Origin of the sequence: Pelotomaculum propionicicum (genome assembly GCF_048984525.1) — a bacterium.
Taxonomy (GTDB): Bacteria; Bacillota; Desulfotomaculia; order Desulfotomaculales; family Pelotomaculaceae; genus Syntrophopropionicum; species Syntrophopropionicum propionicicum_A.
In genome coordinates this window covers 128,592-151,875 of the sequence record NZ_JBMGJC010000011.1, presented here as the reverse complement: position 1 = coordinate 151,875, position 23,284 = coordinate 128,592, and the positions used below count along the sequence as shown (strand labels likewise).

Sequence of the window (23,284 nt, the reverse complement as noted above, 5' to 3'; positions counted from 1 at the left end):
ATTCATCACTGGGTGGTGCCTGCCCAGTTGACTACTACCTCAAAAGCAAGCTCAATGAAGCTGCTTGATATTTACCAACAAACTAACACGGGAAGGAGAAAACTTAAATTTTTAAATCCGTGTTCTTGACAAGGGGAGCATTATAAAATTCCTGAACCGCGAATTGGATTTCTATATCAAGAATGATATCATCTTCCTGGACGATATTAACGAGCAGGACGAAAGAAAAACTAAAGAGTACCTTCTAAAAGCAAAAATCATCCTTAACATCAGTAAAAAAATAATTACCTTTCTGGCCCAGATTGAAGACTTCCAGAAGATGCTCTGGCTCAAAAAGAAGTTCGTGGTGGAAACCAATTACTGCATTACCCTGGACCGCGTGCCGAAAAAACTCTATCCGCAGATTATAGAAAATAAGGCGCAGATTGAAGAGTGGGTGCGCCTGTTTGCCATTGATGAAATAGAGCCGGGCCAGCCCAACCTGCTGGATGCGCCTAAAGCAGGCTTTTCCGACCCGCTCACCATTGAATTCCTTGAACAGAATCCCTGCCTGGTCCTGGATACCGCCTTCTTCCCGGCGGAATTTAAGGAAGAGCTTATCGATAGCATAGACAATCTCGATGACAGCCTGGACGGGCTCTTGATACACAGCGAGAATTCCCAGGCGCTGAATTTGCTGCAGGAGAGGTACAAGGAGCAGGTTAAGTGTGTTTATATTGATCCGCCGTATAATACAGATGCCAGTGCAATTATTTATAAGAACGGATACAAAGATTCTTCATGGTTATCATTTATGGCTAACAGATTATCTCTAGCTAATAAAATTTTATCTGATAAAGGTATGTTGTGTGTAACAATAGATGATTTTGAATTTCATCGGCTAAAAATGGTGTTGGAGAATATATATGGACAAGATCGCATTCTGGGTGTTGTGTGCATTCAAAACAATCCGTCTGGGAGATCAACTGCAAAAGGCTTTTCAATTTCACATGAATATGGAATTTTTGTATCAAAAAATGAGAATACAATAATTGGTAGATTTTCTCATTCAAATGAACAGATTGCACGCTATAAGTATGTAGACGAAATAGGCAACTTTGAATGGGTAAATTTTCGCAAACATGGCGGGGCAAATGCAAATCGTCATGCTAGACCAAAACTATTTTATCCAATTTTCATTTCAGAAGAATATGTGCGTATTCCACAAATTGAATGGAATGCATCACGTAACGCATGGTCTCTTACTGAAGAACCTCGTAACAACGAAAAAATCATATATCCTATGGCATCAAATGGCGACGAAAAAACCTGGAAATGGGGACATGAAACAGCAAGGGAAAATATTAGTGAATTTTCAGTCAGAAAAGATCAACTTGGGGAATTTGGTGTTTACATGAAATCAAGACTTAATGAAGATGGTACATTGCCCCTTACTATTTGGAACAAAAAAGAATATTCCTCGACTGAATATGGTACAAATCTTCTAAAAAGAATCTTTGGAGAGTCTGATAAATTTTCATTTCCTAAATCAGTATATGCTACGAAGGATTGTTTGAAGGTATGTAATTTTGATAAGACCTCAACGGTTATTGACTATTTTGCTGGTTCTGGAACAACTGGGCATTCAGTTATAAACCTAAATCGCGAAGATGACGGCAGCCGCAAATACATCCTCGTTGAGATGGGCGAATACTTCGACACCGTCACCAAGCCCCGTGTGCAAAAAGTCATATATTCCGAGGATTGGAAGGACGGCAAGCCTGTTTCCCGCCGGGGCTCCAGCCATGCCTTTAAATATCTGCGCCTTGAAAGCTACGAGGACACCTTGAACAATATTGAAATAGAGGAAGTTACACTTAAATTCCTTACCAATCCGGCCGTCAAAGAGCAGTACCTGCTCCAATACATGCTGCCTGACGAAACCAGGGGCAGCGCAAGCCTGCTTAACCTTGATCTGCTGGAGCATCCCTTTGACTACGCTATGAACATCACCCGCCGGCAGGAAAGCGAAGTGACTCATATCGACCTGGTGGAGACCTTTAACTACCTTATTGGCTTAAATGTGGAACGCAGCTATGCCCGGCAGAGCTTTGACGCCGATTTCACCACCGGCGAATACGGCGCGGTTACCGCCAGTCTTAAAAACGGCCCTGCATATCGTTTTAAAATGGTGGAAGGCACTACCAATAGCGGTGACCGGACCCTGGTTATCTGGCGGGATCTGACCGGGGATAAAATCAAGGACAATGCCGTCCTGGATGCTTTTTTTGAGCGCAAGAAAACCAGCGCCACCGATTTCAAGTATAAGAAAATCCATGTCAACGGCGACAACAACCTGTACCTGCTGGCTGGTGACGAAAGCTGTAAGGTTATCCTCATCGAAGAAGAAATGAAAAAACACATGTTCAGTGCTGAGAACATTTAAGGGGGAGACTGCAATGGCAAAAAGAAGAACCAGACCGGCCACTCCCCCGCTGGAGTTTTATAAAAAGCTGGTGCTGAATCAGTACCTGCTCCGGCAGTTTGGCGTGGAAAGCTTCCAGGAGATGTCCCGGCAAATGAAGTCACCAAAATATGAAACCGTTGACAGCGAAGGCGTGAGCGGTTTTTATAAGCGGCTTGTTTCCGAGTACCACGATACCTTGAGAATTTCTGAAGACCGGATTGCCCAGTATGATTTGAATATAGTCGGCCATACCCGCAAAATCAACGAAAAACGCGATGAGAAAATCACTTTAAAATACTTTCAGTACCTTTCTCTGTTATTTGTTGAATACTACCTGGACGAATATTTCAACAACCGCAATGGTCTGCTGGCGTCTTTGAATGCATATGTGGATAACTTTAACAACGGGCAGGAGCCGGTCAACAAGATAGAACTTTATAAAGAAAGCGACCTTAACAAAATTGCCCTCTGGAACGCCACCGGCAGCGGCAAGACCTTGCTTATGCATATCAACTATAACCAGTTACGTCATTATATCCGGGGACATCTGCGCAGCGAGGACAGCTCATTTATCTTACTTACCCCTAAAGAGGGGCTATCCCTGCAGCACATCGATGACTTCAAATCCTCCGGCATTCCGGCGTCCATATATCAAAAAAGCACCAGTAAAATGTTTGTTAATACTGACGAGATCGCTATTCTGGAAAACACCAAATTGGGAGATAAAGACGGCGACAAAACGGTAGCCGCCGCGCGTTTTGGCAATAAAAATGTGGTGTTTGTAGACGAAGGCCACCGCGGAGCTTCGGGTGATACCTGGTACAAATACCGCAATATGCTTTGTGAAAATGGCTTTTCCTTTGAGTATTCCGCCACCTTTGGTCAGGCGGTTAAGGCGTCTCGCAACAAAGACCTGGACCAGGATTACGCCAAATGCATCCTGTTTGATTATTCCTATAAATACTTCTACAGCGACGGTTACGGCAAGGACTATAACATCATTAATCTGCAGAATGACAGTGATGAGTATAAGCGGCAGTTGTACCTGGTCGCCTGTTTGCTTACCTACTATCAGCAGAAGAAATTATATCTCACCAGTAAAAAACAATTTGCTCTGTTTAATGTTGAAAACCCGCTGTTAGTCTTTGTCGGGGGCAGTGTCAATGCCGTAAGAACAGAAAACAGGCGGCAGGTCTCTGACGTTGTGGATATACTCCTGTTCTTCTCGGAAGTCGCAACCTGGAGAGCGACGATAATTCCAATGATTGAACACCTTCAAACCGGCCATACCGGGCTTTTAAATGATCGAAACGCAGACATATTTAGAAACGCCTTCACTTTCTTATCAAGCCTGAACATGCCTGCAAATGCCGTTTATAATGACTTGTTGTCTACTGTGTTTAATTGTGAAAGTGTCGGCGCTACCCTGCATATTGAGAATCTAAAAGGCGTACCGGGTGAAATCCGCCTGCGTCTGGGTGAAAATGATCCATTTGGAGTTATCAACGTCGGTGACGACAGTGCTTTGCTCAAACTATGCTCTGAGAATGGCCTGCATACAGCCAGTGTTGATTTCACTGAATCCTTATTCCAAAACATTACCAGGTCTGATTCTAGCATAAACCTGTTAATCGGATCGAAAAAATTTACCGAAGGCTGGAACTGCTGGCGCGTTTCCACTATGGGTCTGATGAATGTGGGCCGCAGCGAAGGTAGCGAAATAATCCAGCTTTTCGGCCGGGGCGTCCGGTTGAAAGGCTACGGCATGTCGCTTAAACGCAGCAGTTTTTATGTAAAAGACAACCCGGTAGTCAAGGCGCCGCAGTACATTTCCATCCTGGAGACACTAAATATCTTTGGCGTCCGGGCCGATTATATGAATCAATTCAGAGAATACCTCAAGGATGAAGGTGTTCCTGCCGACAAGGCACCGCCATATCTGATTAAGCTACCGGTTATCCGCAACAAAAAATATATAAAGTCTAAGATACTGACCTTAAAAGTGCGCGGTGACTTGAACTTCAAAAAGCATGGCCCCAAACCCACCTTCGCCCAGAAAAAGAATTCCGGTGTCATAATACTTGACTGCTATGCCAAGGTACAGTTTGAATCATCGCGAAATAAAGCTGCTCTGGCTGAAGTCACTAAACAAACAGGCTGCTTTAAAGAAATACATTTGGCCGGGCTTGATTACGAGCAAATTTATTTTGAACTGCAGCGGTATAAAAACGAAAAATACTGGCACAACCTTAATATTGCGAAAAAAGATATTAAGCCCTTGCTGGCAGACAATAGCTGGTACAAGATGCTAATATCCCGGGAAGAACTGGAGCTCCGCGATTACGGCGATTTCTCCCGGTGGACAAAAATCGCCGTTGCCCTGCTGAAAAAATACTGTGGACGCTATTACTACGTACAGAAAAGCGCCTGGGAAAAACCTCTTTTAACCTATGAACTGATGGATGATGAGAATGAAAACTTCATCAAAGATGATCAGTATCTTATCGGTATAAGCAATGTCGAGGCACATAAAGAGGCCAGACTATTTATTGAAAACCTGGCCAAAGAGATGGAGGCAGCGAAAAAGTCTCGCACTCTGGTGGATTTCGCTAAATCAAAGGACGACCTCACTGCGGTCGCCTTCCCTGCTTCGCTCTATAATCCAGTAATGTATCTAGCCAAAAACAGTATTGACATCGCCATATCCCCGGTGCCTCTAAATGAAAGCGAAATTAGCTTTATCCAGGAATTACGGTTGTATGCCCAGCACGAAAAAACCTTCTTTGACAATAAAGAACTTTATATAATCCGTAATGTCAGCAAAAAAGGCATAGGTTTTTTTGAGGAAGCCGGCTTTTATCCCGACTTCATCATGTGGCTGGTAACAGCCGACAAACAGTATATAACCTTTATCGAGCCGCATGGCGCCAGGGATATGTCCATCGAGGATGAAAAGGTGATGCTGCACACCAAGATAAAAGATATTGAGCAAGCGTTGGGAAATACCGATATCGTTTTGAATTCTATCATCCTATCGCCCACGAAACATCTGGAAATGTCCAACAGGCATATTCCGAAGGGTGAATGGAATGCCCGGAATGTGGTGTTTATGGAGGATGCAGATTTTATTAAACAATTATTCAATAAGATTCACTAAAGGTTCCCTCTTTTGCTTGCTCGATCGGTCTAATCCACTATAACAATTTCTCTTTTTCATATCGTAATTCCTTGATATGATACACATCCACATCGGTACAGGTGAAAAGGTCGGGATAAAAAATCGCCAGATTTTGCCCGCTTGGATTTATAGTACTATTATACTCAATCCCTGAATACTCCGGCTTACCATCATATGATATGCTTTTAATGAAATCAGCAATATACTGCGTGGGGATATAATCCAGTACACTATCAGTTCGCCTCAACGTGCGGCCGATTTCCATGTTGATTCTATTTAGATGTTCTTTGTTTATTGCATGTTCTAAGAAGTCACAGCCATCAATAAACGGACTAATGTGGTTAATTGCTTTTAGGTCGACAATGACGATGTCCTGTTTCAACTCAAAGCGTCCAACTGAAACAAAATCAAAAATGCCTGCCCGTATTTCATGAATTGTTGTATCCAGGTCGCTTGCTAAGTATAAACAGCTTATACCAGCTGAATTGACCCGGCCTGCCGCTGCCTTATCGAAAAGAGGGGCGCCCATGTCTGCCGGCAAAATACCGTCCTCCGAAGAAATACGCCCTCTAAAAAATATACTTCCCTTTCTATATACTTTGCGAATAAACGAACAGTAGCGCTCTAGAATGGACAAATCAATATGATTTGTATGGAATCTATTATGTCTCTTCACAGAGTCAACAAAATCATCCCACACATTGGTACGCAGTAAAGAATGGGCTTTAAGAAATTCAGCATCATTTAATTCGGCAATGCCGATTGGAGCATCGAAGAGGTTTGGAGATTCCGCATATTTTTCGGTACAAATGGCTCGAATAATGTTGTATACATCTGTTGAGGTCAATTTATAATCAAAAATGTGCCAACGGTCTGTCAGTTCGGTGACTAACAGTCGTCGCTCTGTGGCTGGGAACCCCGAAGGGAGCATATTCTCAGGTGTATATATCTCTAATAATCCCTCAAAATATTCCGTTAGCTCCGAATTAACCTCGGTATCATATATGAAAGCCTTTCGTTTTTTACAAACCGGGCAAGAATTTTCAGTCTGCCTTAGACCTTCAATTATTGGATGTAGTTCCGTGTCCTGTAAGCATTGACTACAAAATTTCACTTTACCGCAACCCCATCCAAATACCGATTCATAAGCTCAAGATGATGCATGATGGAAAGCTTCTTTACCGTTCCCAAACCCGGATAGGTGTAGCTGCGATACATCTCTTCAAAAGTACGGATACCAAACGTGTCAAGTTTTTGTGTTCTGTTCCACTCAACCAGTTTTTCCAAGGCCTCAGCAAACTTTCCGGCCGGGTCAGTAATATCGTCATTCGTCTCTGAAACGAAATGCCGAATCCGGAGGTTTTTTTCGGCATCATAATACACGATATGAATAGCGACAGCGTATGGAGCAAATCCCGTCTCCGAATATTCATCACCAATAACAGAAAAATCAGAAAATCCTACATATCCATCTTGGGAATAGTAAATGTGATCTGAAGAAAACGGTTCATCCTCCACATCTGCATAATCCACATTACGGCTTTTCTTGGGAAAGCGATCTTCAAATAAAACCTTTTGCCTTGGCAAACGTCTGCGAAATACACTTTCATCCGGTATAAAATTAAAGTACGGGTAACCGGAAGTAAAAAACGATTCAAAGTGCGGTATAGCATCTGGGCTAGCGCATATCGTGGCAACATCCGACCTTTTTATTCCAATGCCTTCAAGGAAGGAATAATTTATGGCAATATTGGCATCCACATAAAGAAACGTTAATATGTTGGGGATTTTAAGCAGCTCTGAAAATTTATCTTTATTCTTCTCGTTTTTCTCATCTGCCAAATCTTTCTTGATACTCCCCACGCGGGGATTGCGAACCAAGCCTAAACGGCGATTATTTTTCTGAAATACGATCATGGTTTTAAGCAAAGCAGAAGACAACTTTACGGGTTCGATGACCGGAATAATGGATTCACCAATCAGCGAATGCTCAATCAGTTCTCTAATTGCAATGAGTTCAAACTGTCGGCCTCTTAAATAAGGGAAGTACATATTTGTGCCTCCTTATGATGTAAAAATACATTGAGTCTTTTATAATCGTTTGTTTTGAAATCGGAAAAATAAACGAGGAACTTAAGCTCATAGGGTATCTGGCTATACATTTCCACATCTATCTGCCCACGCTTTTTTAAGATATCTATAAACGCTATGTAGGCAATAGTTTTTTCCATGTTGCAGAACATTTTTTTGCAAGTCCTATAATATTCAAACTGTGATACATTTGGTAGAGCGCCAAAATACTTTTTAATGATTTCTTCATACTCCTGTTTTCGAAGTATCCGAAACATTGTGTCCAAATTTAGTTTGTCAAAGTGTTCTTGTGGCTTTTTCTTTTCTCTGATCGTATCTTTTTTTGTTAGAATGCAAATACCAACCGGAGAGCCGTCTAAACGCTTTTGTAATACATCAAAATGATCTTCGCAAGTGAGCACGGAAACTCTTGTGAATGCCTTAAAATAATTCTCAATTTGTGATTCCAGGCGATCCAGATTATCTAATTCTGTCTTAATTTCGTAGACGACTGCGCGCCCATTGATCAAAACAAAATCAGCCTTTGACTTTCCAATTGTTATCTCAGTCAAGGCTGCTGTTGTAGTAGGCTTATGTACTCCTAAAAGCAGTTTGTTAAGAAGCGTATTCTTATAATAATACTCATTGCGATATTCCTTTTTTAGCACAGTGTAAATCTCGCTAATGAGCTGCCCATTATCTTTGTCATGGGGATCAACAATATATCTGCGTATTGCGGTCGCATAATCATCGCTAAAATTGTCCTTAAGTATTTCACGTATCATGTTTCGTGTAAACACACGATTTAACAAAATTGAATTGTTGGTACCCATGCGCTTACACCTACCTTTCCCTATTACTTTACCATGAATTAATAAGTAAATAAACTTTAAAAAGTAAATTTTAACCATTTTCCCGCGAAAAACGTTGTTGTCAATCATACAAGGCGTCCTGTTGCCCTCACAAATTTTAAGGCATAACATTACCGCCCTGGCAATGTTATGCCTTAAGTAGCTCATAAGTAGCTCATATGTATTGTCTAATGACTTAAAGATTGATACAATTTAACGATTTGTCCAGGTTGTTTATCAGGGGGTGCATTTTTGAAAGGGGGGTGCAAAATCTCTGTAAATGCCGCGGTTATGGGGCAAGAATAAATATAGTTTAACATGGCAACAATCCGATTGTATTTGGCCACTAAAATTATAACCATCTTTTTACATGATCATCATCATAATCTTCATCGCCGTTCATCATGTCAATGGCTTTACCAATATTTATATTTGATTCAGTATCTGCTATTGCACAATCAGCACATACTTCATGACCGTATTCGTCATCATAATCAATATCCCCACCAAATTCTGCATTATATTCTTCTCTTGCATCGGATACATTAAATCTCTTTCCACACCTGCAACATTTTGCCATATTATGACCCCCTCTGTAAATTATAGTTTATCTTTGCGTGGCAAATCCTTCATATATAGGTTCATATTTATAATGAAGTGCCGCTTCAATAAGTTCCAATGTGAATATTCCTATTAGATAAAAGAATGCAAGATAAAGATATTACTGAAAATAATGTTGGTGATTGGATTAAAAACAATTGTCGTAGGGTAGATATATTACTACCGCCGTACATATGGAAACAAATCTATTTTACAAACGTCTCTATTATAACTGCAATGGGAGCATTTCAGTAGCCTTTCTTTTTCCTCCTTCGGTTTATTAAACAATTGAGGCTCAATTCCCTTTGGTCTATTTCCTTTCTTTGTTTCCGAATCAAGATTTCTCAATTCTTTAATCGCTTCATTATATATACTAAAAAGCTTTTCAAATTTAATCTGATTTAATTCTAAAGCTGAAAGCGGCTTTTTTTGTGTGAAAGGGTATTTAAACGGGTCAATGTAATACCTCACCAGATAATATTCATCTATTTTTAGCTCATTCAATGTTGTATAGCACCAAACCTGGGCATGATACGAATCAAACTCAGGTTCAAAAAGATACCTGAATTCACTTACAGCTTTAAATTCATAGAGAAGATTTGTATTAGATTTTCTAACGATTAGATCTGGCCTGCATGGCATCTCAATACCTAAAGAAGCAATTTTGGACGTTAGCGGAGGATTATAGTTGTTTTCTCCGATTCCATTAAAAACTATCTGATTGGCCGATGTACAGGTTTCTTTTAATACCCATTCCAGGCACTTATGTTCATTTTGCTGCCCTAAAAGTAAATCACGATATTTCTCAGCACTTTTTCTGCTTTTAAAAACTATCTTTTTTGGCCTTTTATTAAGGTCTAATGACCTGTTTTTTTCAATTGCCCATTTTGCTCCGCAATAAACATATTCTGCAAAATCACTTGGAGTAGGTTGATTAGAACTAAAATCTGCCCCCATCCCTTGTTGCGTCCTTCCTTTTATAAACGGTCCCCGTCATGATCGTAAAACCTATATAATATACGGGAAACAGGGGGACGATTCTCCTGCTTCCTTTTAATTATTTACCTAATCAAAAAATTTAAGGGCGATTGTATTTTACAGTCGTCTTATGCTTTAATTTTGGTGGAGGCGGCCCGTACCGGGTCGCACCCAAAAAAAGTTTAGGATGTAACGTTTAAGAATTTTTGTTAGTCAAAAAAACTTATTGCTCTATCGCTTTCTTCCAGCAATCTATTCTGTAATTTATGATCAATGGCTCTTTTACCGCAACTACTACAATCATAAAAAGGTTCATCTGCTGTAAGTCTTATCTTCTTATTATTTTCCTCAATACAATATTTACAGTACAGTTCGGATGGGCCAACATTAGGATCGAAATATGCAAAATCTTTGTATATTTTTAAACCTTTTAGCTTAGCAAAGTCTTCATAATGATGCTTTATTTCTTTCAATTCTTTTAAGAGTTTTCTAGTCTTGTTAATCAGTAAGATTATAATAACCATAAAAAATAATGATACTAAAACAAATACAAGAAGATTGACATAATGATTTAAGAGAAATAATTTGACTTGAGAAATATACAATGAAGCTACTCCTACAAATGATATTAAGATTATATTATCCCAAATTGGAATCAGAACACGCTCCTTAAGAAACTTTTTTACCATTCCATCACCCCAAACATAAATTCTGCAACAAAAGGGCATTAATAAACTACAATTTCTTTATACTCAACAATCTGTTCAGGTTTTATAATTGTTGCCTTATCTATGTAGGCAAATATTTCAGTATGATCATCTGTGCTTTGAAAACTCCTATAAATAGCATTTTTTATTATCCATTTTTTTAATTTAATCCTGTTCGTTTCGTCATCCTGATATTCATATTCATTATTGTAAAATGAGCTATATTCAAATTGATCAAAGTCAGCAAGGAAAGTAACAATATACCCCTTGCTTTTTTTGCGCCATATATTTACAGCTTCGCAAATGTGGGGTAAAAGCTCAGATAAATTAGAAAGAAATTCTGGTTGAATATGAATTTCTGTTCCATAATGAAGTATATCATGATGTGAAAAAAAGCCATTTACCTGATAGTCATAATATATTTTATGTGCAACTCCCTGAATTTTTTGTTCATAACTCGAAAGATCATATTTTTCACGATACTTAGCATAATTAATATCAATTATTTTATCACCATTAATAAGAATTTTGTTATCTACATCAAATTGAACTCCGTATTTTAACAAAAGGTTAGTTAGCTCATTCTTTTCAGATAATACTTCTTGTAAGTTTCTGATACCATTAGCTTTTATTCCAGCACATTCATCCCAGTTTGATGTAACATGAAATGCCATATATTGAATGCTGTCAATATCGATAGAGTCAATATAATCAAGATGTTTTTCCCAAAACTCATCAAAACAATTATTACACTGGATTATATATTCGTCTATAAAGGCGGGGCCAGTTATATTAAAAAAATTCATAATAAACTCGAAAGCGGAATCTGGTGTACGGATATCAAATTTCAAAATAAATCACTCATTTAATCTTTTTACTTTTCTTCTAATTATAATAAATACTACGATCTGTTTTTTATATATTCCTTTTAAATTTAATAATTATTTTAATAATCTTTACTGCCTATCCAAGCTATCTCTAATGATTCTATAAATATCGATTTTAACCTCATCTGGGATATTACTACCATTGGGGAAGTGGTTGTAATAGAAATCAGTATCACACCCTTCTAAGACCTTACCGTTGAACCCATCTTGCAACGTTATTCCTGTCATTTTTCCAAATTGTTTTCTAACTTCGGAATGTATAATACAGACTCTTCTTGGTCTATATCTTCTAATCCTATCTATCATTAAAATAACTTCTTCTCTCATAACTCTTACTTTGTTTGAGTTTGTCTCTTCTGTTCGGGGTTTTAAGTCAATAACTCCAAATAGTTTGTTTTTATAGTTAAATTTTGTCCCGCCAAAGACCAGATCGTCTGCAACTAACTTATTCAAGTTCTCAGTAATAAGTCCACTTTTGAACAGTTGTTTAAAAAACCTAGAATTTCTTCCGGAAAAGTAATGACCATTGGCATTAGATTGCCTGGGAGGATTAAGAGCTATGAATAGAATATCCAACCCCTCCCGCAGATAAACCGCATCCTTGTCGACCAGCTTCACTATATTCACCTCTATAACTGAGTAAAACTATTAACAATTTTCGCAAATCTATAAGGCTCCATTGCATCCTTCGCTTTCATAGAGAAGGATATTCCCCATTCTGGTTGTGAACTTTGGCCTGGCTTGTTATAGTCCTTGCCTTTAAATGGATAAATGTCTTTGCCCCACTCCGATGCCGGAATTAGGTACAGTTCCTTTTCAGCCTTTTTTGGCACATATATTACTGCCATATAGAGGTATGGATCTTTGATATTGAATTTCTTCTTTAAACTGAAAATATAACTTCCGATTTGGGAAATTGCTCTCACCTTAATTTTTAGGCTTTTACCACTGCTTGACACAGCAATGAAATCTGCTTCATCAGCGGGCAAACTTATATTTTCAATCTTAAACCCTTGTTCGGTAAATGCCTGCTTTACCAAGCTTACCGCCCATTTGTTGAACTCATGCTTATTCATTATTTCACCCTCAAATTTATCTGGCAATTCGATGTCACCTTTCCTCAAGTTGCAAGGAATTACTCGGAGAATACCCCCCAGGCGTTTATAAACACTTTGAATTTCATCATAATATTCGGATGCCTGTAATCATGAAAAGTTTATTTTCTATGATAGCTAGCTAAATCGCCAAGGGCTTTACTAAGAATTACCTGCCTTTGTTCTTTTGCTGACAAGATATTTGTCCTTTTCAAGGATTAGTTGCCGATAAGCAAGTCAACTAATTCTTCTTGTCTTTTCTCCAGTGTTGCAGGGTTCCATTTCTTATTCTTTTCTATAAATACTTTGTTAGCATGGAACGCATCTATCCTTTTTTTAAGATATGTGCTTTTTTTCTCCTCGAAATCCAGATTACCTAGTGCACTATTTTTCTTCTGGCTTATTAACACTAAGTTAGCTAGTTTATTGGTCCATGCCAGCCTCTCCTCATCAGTGAAATCAATTCTCCACTGACTTTTAGCTTTTGGATTCTGGGGAAGAACATGCTCGACAGTAATATACTTATAACCCGATAAATGCACAGTATTATCACTTAGGAGACACTCAATTTTTAGTAACAAGTACCTGCAACACTGTCTGCCATACAAGTTACCTTTAATATAACCTCTAAAATCAGCATCATCTATTTTAAATAATTTCTTGTTGTCTAATAGCTCATGTAAATTACTGGCATCAGTATTGTCTATCGCCTTTAAGATGTCGTTCATTGCTTCTAATCTTAGAGTTGGAGTAATTCCACAAACCCAGTCTCCAGTAAACTTATACTCAAGACGCTTAAGAAAAGTGTCAATCTTATTGGTGTTAAACTTTGCGTAATAATGCATAACGGGGGGTATCCAATCCTCGGATCGCAAGCCTATCTTCATAACGGTAATTAAGTTTTTAAATTCATTGCTTAAAGCATCATCCTGCAGATCGATTATGTCTTCATATATACCATTGTAATTATTTATTAATTCAAAGGTTTCTTTCCCCATCTTCAGTTTCGCTTTAGCTGGCGACTTTAAGTAATAGATTTTATCATTGAACTCTTCAAGTAAATTTGTTCTGGCTTTCTCCTGCACCAATATTGTCCTTATGAATTGAAGAAAGCGGTCAAAATCCTCACCGTGCTTGCCTTCGATATCTTCCCAGATTCTTGCATATTTTGTGACTTCTTTTTCACTTGTTAATGCCCCTATATTTTGCGATTTCAGTATATCTGCATTGGTTAAAGGAATGCCCCTATTGTTTAATATTGTGAACAATCTGAATGCGTCTTCTGTGTTTTCAGTAGAGACATAGATGAATAAAGCTTTATTAAAGATAAATTTAACAAACTGCTGTAGGTCAATTTTTTCTTGTTTCTCAACAAAAAAGTTCCTCAGGACAATAATTGCGTTAGCCATATTCATTAAAGACAGATTATCGCTTTCGCTATATTGCGCCAGTTCCTCAGTTTTAGTTGTGCCATCTTTCAATATAATAAAATCGTTTATGAAATCCTCAACTTTATCACGTATTTTATATGTAATACGCATCCTCGCAGGCACATTTTCCAGAATATCTTCCTCTTGATAAATCTTCTTGTGAATCGTCCCCTTGGCTTTTTCATTCGGGATTAAATCTCGAAGAACTGCCATCATAATAAAAAATGTGGTTAATCTTTGTTGGCCATCTAAGACTTCATACTCCGGAAAGGAGCTACTTATTAACCTTTTCAAGACCAGTGATCCCAAAAAATATTCACTGTCTGGTTTGTTTTCGAAAGCGAAAAACAAGTCCTCAGCTAGTTCGGTCACATTATCCGTCTGCCATACATAGGATCTTTGATATTCAGGAATAATGAACCAGAAGTCCTCTGAAAAGATTTTCTGCAATATTTCTTTATTCGCTTCAATAGTACCCGGCGACATTTATTAACACTTCCTTTTGTATTAATTCTACATAGATATAAATGTATCGCGCATTTTCTACTTATTCCTTATGATTTCGCTAAGTATTGAAATCTTCCTTTGTCGAAAGATGTCTATTTCATAAGAATTGTGGGCATGTTCCGATAAAACACCACCAAAGTCGCAATCGAATTCTCAATCATCCTCTTGTAATTCTATTGCATACATTGTTTCAATTATTTGACTTATGGGATTATACTTTTCAGCGTTCTCCCTAACCAACCGGATGTACTCTTGAAGCAGACCAACCTTTTCTGTCTTTTCGTAGGTAATAAGGTAATTTTCTAGTTCATCGGCATACCTCAACAGACGCTCGCGTTTAAACCAGTTTTTCGAATGTTTATACAGGTCATTGATCAAAATTTCTTTACGCGCTCGTTTTTCTTCTTCACGTTTCTGCAGCTTTTTAGCCAGTTCCGTTGCAAGCTGCTCATTTTTTTCCTGCTCGAACTTTAATGTCCTTTTTTTATGTTCAAGCACATTTGATATTTCATTATTACAGCAATGCTTGTATACCTCGAGAATCATAGCAGAGATCTGGTTTTCAAGCAGATTATTACTTCTGTCGATAAAGTTTAAATAAATAAAATGTGTTTTATCAGAACCATAATAATATCCTGATTTTCTAATTTGCCAATTTATTTGAAGCCTTCCGTCATAGACTTCTTCATACAACGGCCTTAAATCTTGCAGTTTGTTTGAATCAATGAGATGCCGCCGCTTTGTTTTGCACTCACTCACGTTAAAGGATACTACTGTGCTCAATAATGTTATGCTGATGTTGTCCCTATCTCCGCGATCAACTGAGAAACTGCATTTTAGTTGACAGAATGCCTTTAAAATAGTGTCAACAATTCTGTATGCACGGTTTATTTGTCTATCTGACACAGTAATTGGAATAACGGCTTCATTGCTACGGTATTTTACCTTTTCAAACGGTCTCCACAGGGTGATACCATCATCCTTGAAAGGATGCTCCTTATCTCTTTCTTTCCGGTATTCCATTTCCGATTTGTGCTTTGAAATCAAAACATCGTAATCCTGTATCCTGCCTGGCACAGTCAGGCCGTTGCACCAATCTGTTAAAACATCTAATGATCCGGGCGCAAGCATATCAAAATCGTGCATATTCGTTAACTGTTCAACGGTCAATTCATCAAGATCAAGCAATTCAAGCCTGCCGGCCCTTTTTTGTTTTTGAACCTTAGGAATATCCAGTTCATATTCATAACTCTCATAACTAAGAATAGTTTCATCATATGGCGGGAGAGGAGGTCGATCAGCTACAGGCTTTCCTGCTCTTACCTTTGCCCAATACCCTACTGGCGGCAATGGGATATTCAGAGCCTTGCATCTCTTACGCAAGCCATTGTCTGAAACTCCATACCTTTCAGCAACAGTCGTCACCGGCTCAGACCATACTTCTTCATACAGTGTTATTCGTCTCTGCTTTGTATTTTGCGACTCATTCATTCTAGATTCCCCCACCACAAAAAGCAAAGCCGGCGCGCATCAGGTTGTCAACTACTTCTTCCAACTGAGCATCATCGCCTATGTTCTTAGGAATAAAATACCGCTGCTGATTATCATTGAAAACTGTACTGAGCATGGTGTAGAAATCATCATACGTTGGATATTTATATCTATGCAGGTAATAGGCTGAGAGGTCCTCACCGAATTCTTTATATTTGGGGCTATAAGTAGGTTGATTCTTGATATTTGTGATGTGCATGCATACGATTGAATTTTTTATCTTGGTCAGCGCCCCAAATATTTCTCGTTGATTAAAGCTGCTATTCCGTTTGCCCGCCATTAGAGCAGGAAAATCAATTGCGAATTGAAGCCGAATCTTTCTTTCACGTAGTTGAACCTTTAATTTTATCAAGTCTTCCATTGTGCAGATATAGCTGTTGGGCTTTGACTTCTGATTACCGGCTCCGTTTACTATTGCTAATTTCATATTGGAATTCTTTTTCATCTTTTTTTCGATTTTGCTGCAACAAGCAAAAAATAATTCGTCGTCAAATGTTACAGCTTTTACAGGGGCAGCCAGCTCTAATACTTTTGGTGCTCCATATATCTTGAACGTTTCGTTTAAAGTATTTATCAGCGATGTCATGTCCTCAATATTTTGCCATACTGAGGGATTCTTTGAGGAAACATCTACCCTTAAGATAAATGCTCCCTGAGGTGCTTTTTTCATTGTGCCGTCAGTCGATATGATGTGCTCAGTCGCACATCGTACATCCTCTGGGTATTTTAACTCTGCACAGGCCACCGGTATTAAGGCGTTTATATTCTTAACAATACTTACCCTTCCTCTAGCTACACAAAGATTTACATACTCGGGCCAATAGTCATCATCATAGACTGTGTTAAACAGCCATTCGTGCATAACAAGCATTTCCAATTCCCCTCGCCTGTCTTTCAAGAATGGTCTGTGTTTGTTATCTTCGTAAATGCGGTCGAGATCAAAGGGATTGTTATTGTAACGATGATTGTAGTTGTTCACATAGTAAGATCCTTCACCAAACTTGCCACGTTCATATTTCACATAACGCTGCTCATACGAATTTGCGAGGTTATATGCAAAGTAAGACAAATCAACGCCATACTGTCTAAAAGTTTCCCGCACCCATGATACCAGGCTGTTATCCATGTGAATCATCTCCGAGTAACTAGGCTCTTCAGTATCATATTTTTTGATTTCAGCAGCGAGAATCTTAATGTTAGTGTTGTATTCATTCATGCTTGCATTCTTAAGCTTATAGCCCGCACAGAAGTTATCGGCTGCAGAGGAAAAGTCGTCTTCCGAATAGAAAAACGTGAAGTATGACAAACCTTCAAGCCACTTTTTTAACTCTTTGTGAATCCCGATCCTATGCTGCAGATAAAAATTAAGTATGAACTCTTTGCTTTTTGGATATTTGCTTTCTATCTCTTCCTCCATCTTGTCCATCTTATGCTTCATTTTGATCGCTTCTGCATCACAAGTCTCCAATGTCAGGTACTCATTGAAGTAGGTCATGACATATTTGATAACCGCGGCCATATTCTCTGACTGTTTTAAATAATCAAATTCGTCCATTTTGTCGGCCCGCTTCATTTTGGCAATATACTCATCTATTGTTAGCATGTTAATCACCTCCTTGCAAATTTAAACAACTTAAATCATGCAAATTATATTACAAATAATTCCTTAAGAATTGGTATATTCCTGCCATAAGCAAAAAACCCGCAGGACCGGTACGCTACCAGCCCTGCGGGTTAGTTGTTTTATATATTAAGCTTAACCGTACCATCTCTAAAAGTAAACTTGATGTCATCCGCGTCATGGACTACAACTTTGTCAATAACCGCAAACCATAGAGCCTCATCAAACTCAGTCAAAAGAGAATCCTGCTGTAACAATGTTACCAGGAAAGCATCCAGGTGTTCTCGCTTGGCCAGGCTTACTTGTTGTTGTGCCTTGATTTTTTCAAGTCTGGCCTTGGCATTCTCATATCGCTCGGCAAGCCCATTGTATCTTTGCTGATATTCTACCTGGTCCATCCCTATGCGGGCATTTTCATTCACACAATGGTGCATCAATTCTGCTACAATTTCAAGCTCTCTTTGGAGTTCGTCAGCTTCGGTATCCAAGGCGGCGGTATCAGTCAACATTTGTTTGATGATTTTACAGTTTTCCGATATCTCGTCTCTACTGGTTATCAACTGATTGAATGAATCCAAAAATAGCTGTTTTAGGGTTGTTTCGTCCAAATGCGGAGTTTTGCATTTACCCGATCCTTTGAACTTATTGTTGCACTGCCAAATTGTGCGGCGGTATTTGCTTGTGGAGTGCCACACCTTTGAACCATAGAAATTCCCGCACTCCCCGCAGACTATTTTACTGGAGAAGCAGCCAGCTCCACTGTGATGTCCGCCTCTTTCTTTCCGGCGCTGCATCTCAAACTGAACCATATCGAATACATCCGGAGCAATAATCGCCGGATGGCTGTTTTCTACGTAGTATTGAGGGACCTCCCCCTCGTTGACTTTCATTTTTTTAGTAAGGAAATCCACCGTAAAAGTCTTTTGAAGCACTGCATCGCCCTTATACTTTTCATTTGTAAGGATGCTTTCTACCGTGCTGGACTGCCATTTTTGCTTGCCGGACGGTGTCAGGATGTCATTCAAGGTCAGGTGCTTGGCAATACCTGATGGGGTCTTGCCCTCAAGGAAAAGCCGGTAAATCAACCGCACTGTCACAGCCTCCGATTCCACAATCTTAGGTAGCCCGTCCGGCCCCTTTTCGTAGCCCAGGAAACGTCCATATGGCAAGCTTACCTTGCCGTCTGCAAAACGCTTTCTGTGTCCCCAGGTAACATTTTCGGATATGCTCCGGCTTTCTTCCTGTCTAATCACTCAAAGATTGATACAATTTAACGTTTTGTCCGGGTTGTTCATCAGGGGGGTGCATTTGCTTTTTGGGGGGTGCATTTTTTGATAGGAAATCAATGTCAGGATTGCATACACCGGGGAAACCAAAATAAACGGACTTCATATTGGCCGTATTAATTGTTTACATTAACCGGATTTACGATGTGGTATCTTCTGTGGATGTCACAACATTACTTAGAAGCCATAATATGCAGGATGTGCTTAAGTAAGCCGGAGTTTTAAAAGCTCCGGCATTTTGCATTTTTTGAGAAGTTTTAGCAGGAATAATCAGGAAATGTGTGGAACTTTGTTTGGTAAAGTCGTTGAAGTTATTGTATAAAATTTATGCAACTAATGTCTATAATGCGAAGTTGGTTACATAGTTGTCAAAGGAGCATCGAAATTTTTGGTTTACTATGAATAAGTATTAAAAAATTATTTTCTAATATTAGGGGGGCAGACCATTATGACAGGAGAAAATAAAAATGCGATTACGATTGTAGCCAATCAAGAAATGGCTGTTGCTAGTAATGTCCAAGGATTACTGCTCCAAATAAGACCTGAGTGGCAATCAAGGAAACTTATACAACGAGTAATAAGACTTTTACCAGTTGATCCAAGTAGCGCGTGTCAGAGGCTCTTCAATGCCGCTATCCATGACATCAAAAAGAAAATATTGGTGGCAGGTATCGATATTGCCAAGGAAGCAGCCACGTCTAATAGGCTTCCTCAAGTCAATCGCCCAGAAGACATAGATGATTATAATGTTTCAAAGACAATAGATTTAGCATATTATATGGGATTATTGTCAAGGCCAGAGTGGCGAAGAATTACTCGTGTATATGATATAAGAAAGGATTTAGAACACGAAGATGACGAATATGAGGCAACAATCGAAGATTGTTTCTATATTTTCAAGACATCAATTGAAGCCGTTTTGGCCAAGGACCCCATTGAACTTATCAGATTAACAGATATAAAAGAAATTGTTGAACAACCAACTGCAGTCGCATTAGATCATACTGTAAAAGAAGAATATGGTGTTGCTCCTGCAGTTCGGCAAAGTGAGATTTATAAATTTCTTATATCAACTGCTTTAAACGATAAGCACCCAGATATTGTTCGCCAGAATTGCTACATCTCTTTAGGCATTCTTTCACCTATTACCAAAGATCAAGTAAAGATCGAAGTTTCACAGTTTTATTCAGATAAGATTAAAAGAAAAGGATTAGATGTATTTACTGCACGCGTATCATTTACCGCTGGAATTCTTCCTTATTTCAAAAAAAGTATATTAAAGACTTTTTACTCTAGCTATCTGGAACAAATGAAAACTATAGGTTACGATTTCAGAAGCAATGATAAACATGGTAGACTTCTGCGTGAGCTGAGAGAAATTGGAGGACTCGAATATTGTCATGAGGATATTCTTCCAGGAATGATTGAGTGGCTTTGCCAATGTTATATTGGAGAACGAAGCTTTGGAAGGTATTCTGATAGCAGAAAAGTCTTTTATTCCAATATTGGTGCAGCCTTAGCTGAGGAAATACTCTTAGAATCAAAAGATAGAGTTGCACCGTTAATTGAAGGAATTATCACGAAAAGCAAAGAAATTCAGAGTGATTGTAAATGGAAGTATTGTCAAAGAAGAGCACAGGATTTAATTGATGCCACGACTACTGTATGACTTCATTATAAGCCAGGCTGAATTCAATGAACGGGATTCATTAAGATAGCCATAGATTTGGATAACTTACGCGTGCACTGGGGGCGGACCCTATTGCACGGGGGCTGGGGTTTCTGTCAGGTTCTGGTTTGGCTAATAATGGGAAGTTCTATAATGGTTTTAGTATAGCAATTATAGAAGCGACGAGATGCATGATGGATAAGATAGGAGACTGTATTTCAGGCTATGGGTTCGAATATACAAATGTTTAGGTGGCGATTACAGGAAGGAGATATGCTATGGGCTTCAAATCGATAAATATCGAAATGACGCAGGAGCTCTTTGAACGTAGTATCAAAGGATCTCCGAAAGATGCAATAAAAGAACTGATTTGGAATGCTTGTGATGCTGATGCCAAAAACATAGATGTATCGTTCGGCTACAATGGCTTAGCTGGTACAGAGACAGTATCAGATGTATTTGTCAAGGATGATGGACATGGGATTCCATTTGACTTGGTGTCCGAATACTTCGGAAAGTACGGAAGGTCACAAAAGACATATTCCGACAAAAGCCCTAGCGGAAGAATCTATCACGGAAAACTTGGTCAAGGCCGATATAAAAGCATATCTGTTGGAAATTTCATACATTGGAAAACGACATACTGTGCTTATGATAAAAAACTTTATACCTATGAAATACGAATTGATGCAGGCTCCAGAATGGACATTAGTTTTAGTGAAAGGCAGGAATTATCTAGCGCGAAACATAGCGGATCAGTAGTTCATATTCATGGTATTCCGGATGACCGCATAAACGCAGTATCCAAGTTGACAGAAAACGCAGATATGCTTCCAGAACTGTTAGCTACCTTTGCACCTTATTTACTGGCATACAGCGACATTTCTATTAATTACAATGGCGTAACGATTAGACCGGAAACTCAAATTGAAAAACAAGCAGAAAAAGCGCTTATCTTCGAAGAGGAAGGAAAGATACCAATAACAGCGCGGGCAAAAGCAATACACTGGAAACAATCTTTCTTCAGTAAATTATATATCTGTGGCAGCTCTGGCGTTGTTTACGAAGAGCAAGATTATACACTGCTTAAACGGAATGCGACTTCCGTTTATCTGCTGGGTGAGTATTTCGAAAAAATGCATCGTGAAAACACGCTTATTATGGGCTTGACAGATCCCGTATATGCATATTTTGACGATGAGACACGTAAATTTGCAAGGGAATTCACACAGGAGCTGAAACTGAATGACGATGCCGCGGAAATTCAGAGAATTAAGGATGAAGGGGCCTATCCATTTGTAGGTGAGCCCGCAGACGAAGTTGCCAAGGCCGCACAGAGCGTCTTTGATGTTTTAGCTGTGGAAGTGAATCGCGCTGTGCCTCAGTTAAAAACGTCGCATGCACAGACCAAGAAGCTCACATATCGCCTGATTAAAGAGGCAATCAATACCAATCCGGCAAGTATCAAGACCATACTGACCGAAGTATTCAACCTGACGCAAAAACAGCAGGACGATTTGGCGAAACTACTGTCTCATACACATTTGCCCGAAATAATCGATGTGGCAAAAACTGTTAGCGACAGGCTGACATTCATCTATTTACTTGATCAGATGGTTTATAACGATTCTGTCGGAAAACCTATAAAGGAACGCACTCAGTTTCACAGAATACTACTAAAGGAACTCTGGATTTTTGGGGAGAAATATGCCCTTGGGACATCTGATCAATCACTAAAAAATCTCTTGATCGAACACATAAAACGTCTTGGCCGAGATAAACTGATTCCCGAAATTCCATCAGAAGCTGTTGAAGATTTGACTCGTATTCCCGATATCTGTCTGTTTAGGCAAGTCTGCCCAAGCTATGAACATTTTGAGCATTTGGTAATAGAACTCAAGCGTCCAAGATTAACTCTGACACTAAAAGAGCTTGACCAGATTCGAGATTATGCACTAACCGTAGCTAAGAATCCGCTATTTGATAAAAGCCGTACAAAATGGCATTTCATATTGCTAGGGCAAAGATTCGACGATGATGTGACAGAAGCGTTGAAAAACGAGGTTGTTGGCGATGGAAACTATTACAATGCAAGCAATATATCAATTTCAGTGCTAGAGTGGTCTTCCATCATCCAGGATAACAAGCTCAAGTACGAGTTTCTAAGGAGCAAACTTAATCATCAACTAAGTGATGATCCTAATTTCGCAATGGACTATCTAATGGTAAAGCATGCAGAGCTTTTTCCTACTGCTAAAAAAGGAAAGCACAATGGCACGTCTAAAGAAAAAGCAGCCATATAGGTTTTCCATTTCGAACAAACATACCCGATGATTCTATTTTACATGCTGCATATTATCCATATATTTGATCGATTGCCCTATTGAGGCTACAAGGTGCCGGTTTTTT

At 39.0% G+C, this 23,284-nt stretch carries 17 protein-coding genes; 4 read left to right on the top strand and 13 right to left on the bottom strand.

Annotated features, from left to right (window positions below):
- Window positions 1-319 precede the first annotated feature (319 nt).
- Both ACOBQJ_RS13380 and ACOBQJ_RS13375 read left to right on the top strand, forming a co-directional pair.
- The gene (locus tag ACOBQJ_RS13380) at window positions 320-2,425 is read left to right on the top strand and encodes a site-specific DNA-methyltransferase (RefSeq protein WP_421072252.1); all 2,106 of its coding nucleotides are present in this window, start codon (window positions 320-322) and stop codon (window positions 2,423-2,425) included.
- A 13-nt stretch (window positions 2,426-2,438) separates the two neighbouring features.
- A complete protein-coding gene (locus ACOBQJ_RS13375; RefSeq protein ID WP_421072251.1) occupies window positions 2,439-5,603 on the top strand; it encodes a DEAD/DEAH box helicase family protein in 3,165 nt (1,054 codons plus the stop codon).
- A gap of 37 nt (window positions 5,604-5,640) precedes the next feature.
- On the opposite strand, the gene ACOBQJ_RS13370 is transcribed toward ACOBQJ_RS13375, so the two are convergent.
- The 13 genes from ACOBQJ_RS13370 to ACOBQJ_RS13310 all read right to left on the bottom strand — a co-directional run bounded on the left by ACOBQJ_RS13370 (window position 5,641) and on the right by ACOBQJ_RS13310 (window position 19,173).
- Entirely contained in the window at window positions 5,641-6,738 is a 1,098-nt protein-coding gene (locus ACOBQJ_RS13370; RefSeq protein ID WP_421072250.1) for an RES family NAD+ phosphorylase, read from the bottom strand.
- On the bottom strand, window positions 6,735-7,676 hold the full coding sequence (locus ACOBQJ_RS13365; protein WP_421072249.1) for a sce7725 family protein: 942 nt from the start codon (window positions 7,674-7,676) through the stop codon (window positions 6,735-6,737). The genes ACOBQJ_RS13370 and ACOBQJ_RS13365 overlap by 4 nt, the downstream gene beginning before the upstream one ends.
- Window positions 7,658-8,635: a sce7726 family protein gene (locus ACOBQJ_RS13360; protein WP_421072248.1), complete on the bottom strand. Its 978-nt coding sequence runs from the start codon at window positions 8,633-8,635 to the stop codon at window positions 7,658-7,660. Before ACOBQJ_RS13360 ends, ACOBQJ_RS13365 begins: the two co-directional genes overlap by 19 nt.
- 262 nt (window positions 8,636-8,897) lie before the next feature.
- Window positions 8,898-9,125 carry a hypothetical protein gene (locus ACOBQJ_RS13355; protein WP_421072247.1) on the bottom strand — a complete coding sequence of 76 codons (228 nt, stop codon included), beginning with the start codon at window positions 9,123-9,125 and terminating at the stop codon, window positions 8,898-8,900.
- A 200-nt stretch (window positions 9,126-9,325) separates the two neighbouring features.
- The gene (locus ACOBQJ_RS13350) at window positions 9,326-10,102 is read right to left on the bottom strand and encodes a hypothetical protein (protein ID WP_421072246.1); all 777 of its coding nucleotides are present in this window, start codon (window positions 10,100-10,102) and stop codon (window positions 9,326-9,328) included.
- A 230-nt stretch (window positions 10,103-10,332) separates the two neighbouring features.
- The gene (locus tag ACOBQJ_RS13345; RefSeq protein ID WP_421072245.1) at window positions 10,333-10,812 is read right to left on the bottom strand and encodes a hypothetical protein; all 480 of its coding nucleotides are present in this window, start codon (window positions 10,810-10,812) and stop codon (window positions 10,333-10,335) included.
- A 38-nt stretch (window positions 10,813-10,850) separates the two neighbouring features.
- Entirely contained in the window at window positions 10,851-11,681 is an 831-nt protein-coding gene (locus ACOBQJ_RS13340) for a hypothetical protein (protein WP_421072244.1), read from the bottom strand.
- A 105-nt stretch (window positions 11,682-11,786) separates the two neighbouring features.
- Complete coding sequence (locus ACOBQJ_RS13335) at window positions 11,787-12,335, bottom strand: uracil-DNA glycosylase family protein (RefSeq protein WP_421072243.1); 549 nt, start codon at window positions 12,333-12,335, stop codon at window positions 11,787-11,789.
- An 11-nt stretch (window positions 12,336-12,346) separates the two neighbouring features.
- Window positions 12,347-12,841, bottom strand: a complete 495-nt coding sequence (locus tag ACOBQJ_RS13330; RefSeq protein WP_421072242.1) for a hypothetical protein — start codon at window positions 12,839-12,841, stop codon at window positions 12,347-12,349.
- A 188-nt stretch (window positions 12,842-13,029) separates the two neighbouring features.
- The gene (locus ACOBQJ_RS13325; RefSeq protein ID WP_421072241.1) at window positions 13,030-14,727 is read right to left on the bottom strand and encodes a DUF262 domain-containing protein; all 1,698 of its coding nucleotides are present in this window, start codon (window positions 14,725-14,727) and stop codon (window positions 13,030-13,032) included.
- A 174-nt stretch (window positions 14,728-14,901) separates the two neighbouring features.
- Window positions 14,902-16,239: a hypothetical protein gene (locus ACOBQJ_RS13320; RefSeq protein WP_421072240.1), complete on the bottom strand. Its 1,338-nt coding sequence runs from the start codon at window positions 16,237-16,239 to the stop codon at window positions 14,902-14,904.
- 1 nt (window position 16,240) lies between these two features.
- Window positions 16,241-17,902 carry a hypothetical protein gene (locus ACOBQJ_RS13315; protein WP_421072239.1) on the bottom strand — a complete coding sequence of 554 codons (1,662 nt, stop codon included), beginning with the start codon at window positions 17,900-17,902 and terminating at the stop codon, window positions 16,241-16,243.
- Window positions 17,903-18,042: 140 nt separating this feature from the next.
- Entirely contained in the window at window positions 18,043-19,173 is a 1,131-nt protein-coding gene (locus tag ACOBQJ_RS13310; protein WP_421072238.1) for a recombinase family protein, read from the bottom strand.
- Window positions 19,174-19,654: 481 nt separating this feature from the next.
- Between ACOBQJ_RS13310 and ACOBQJ_RS13305 the strand changes: the two genes are divergently transcribed.
- Together ACOBQJ_RS13305 and ACOBQJ_RS13300 are read left to right on the top strand one after the other, a co-directional pair.
- Window positions 19,655-20,875, top strand: a complete 1,221-nt coding sequence (locus tag ACOBQJ_RS13305) for a hypothetical protein (protein ID WP_421072237.1) — start codon at window positions 19,655-19,657, stop codon at window positions 20,873-20,875.
- Between the two features lie 278 nt (window positions 20,876-21,153).
- The gene (locus tag ACOBQJ_RS13300; protein ID WP_421072236.1) at window positions 21,154-23,178 is read left to right on the top strand and encodes an ATP-binding protein; all 2,025 of its coding nucleotides are present in this window, start codon (window positions 21,154-21,156) and stop codon (window positions 23,176-23,178) included.
- Window positions 23,179-23,284 lie beyond the last annotated feature (106 nt).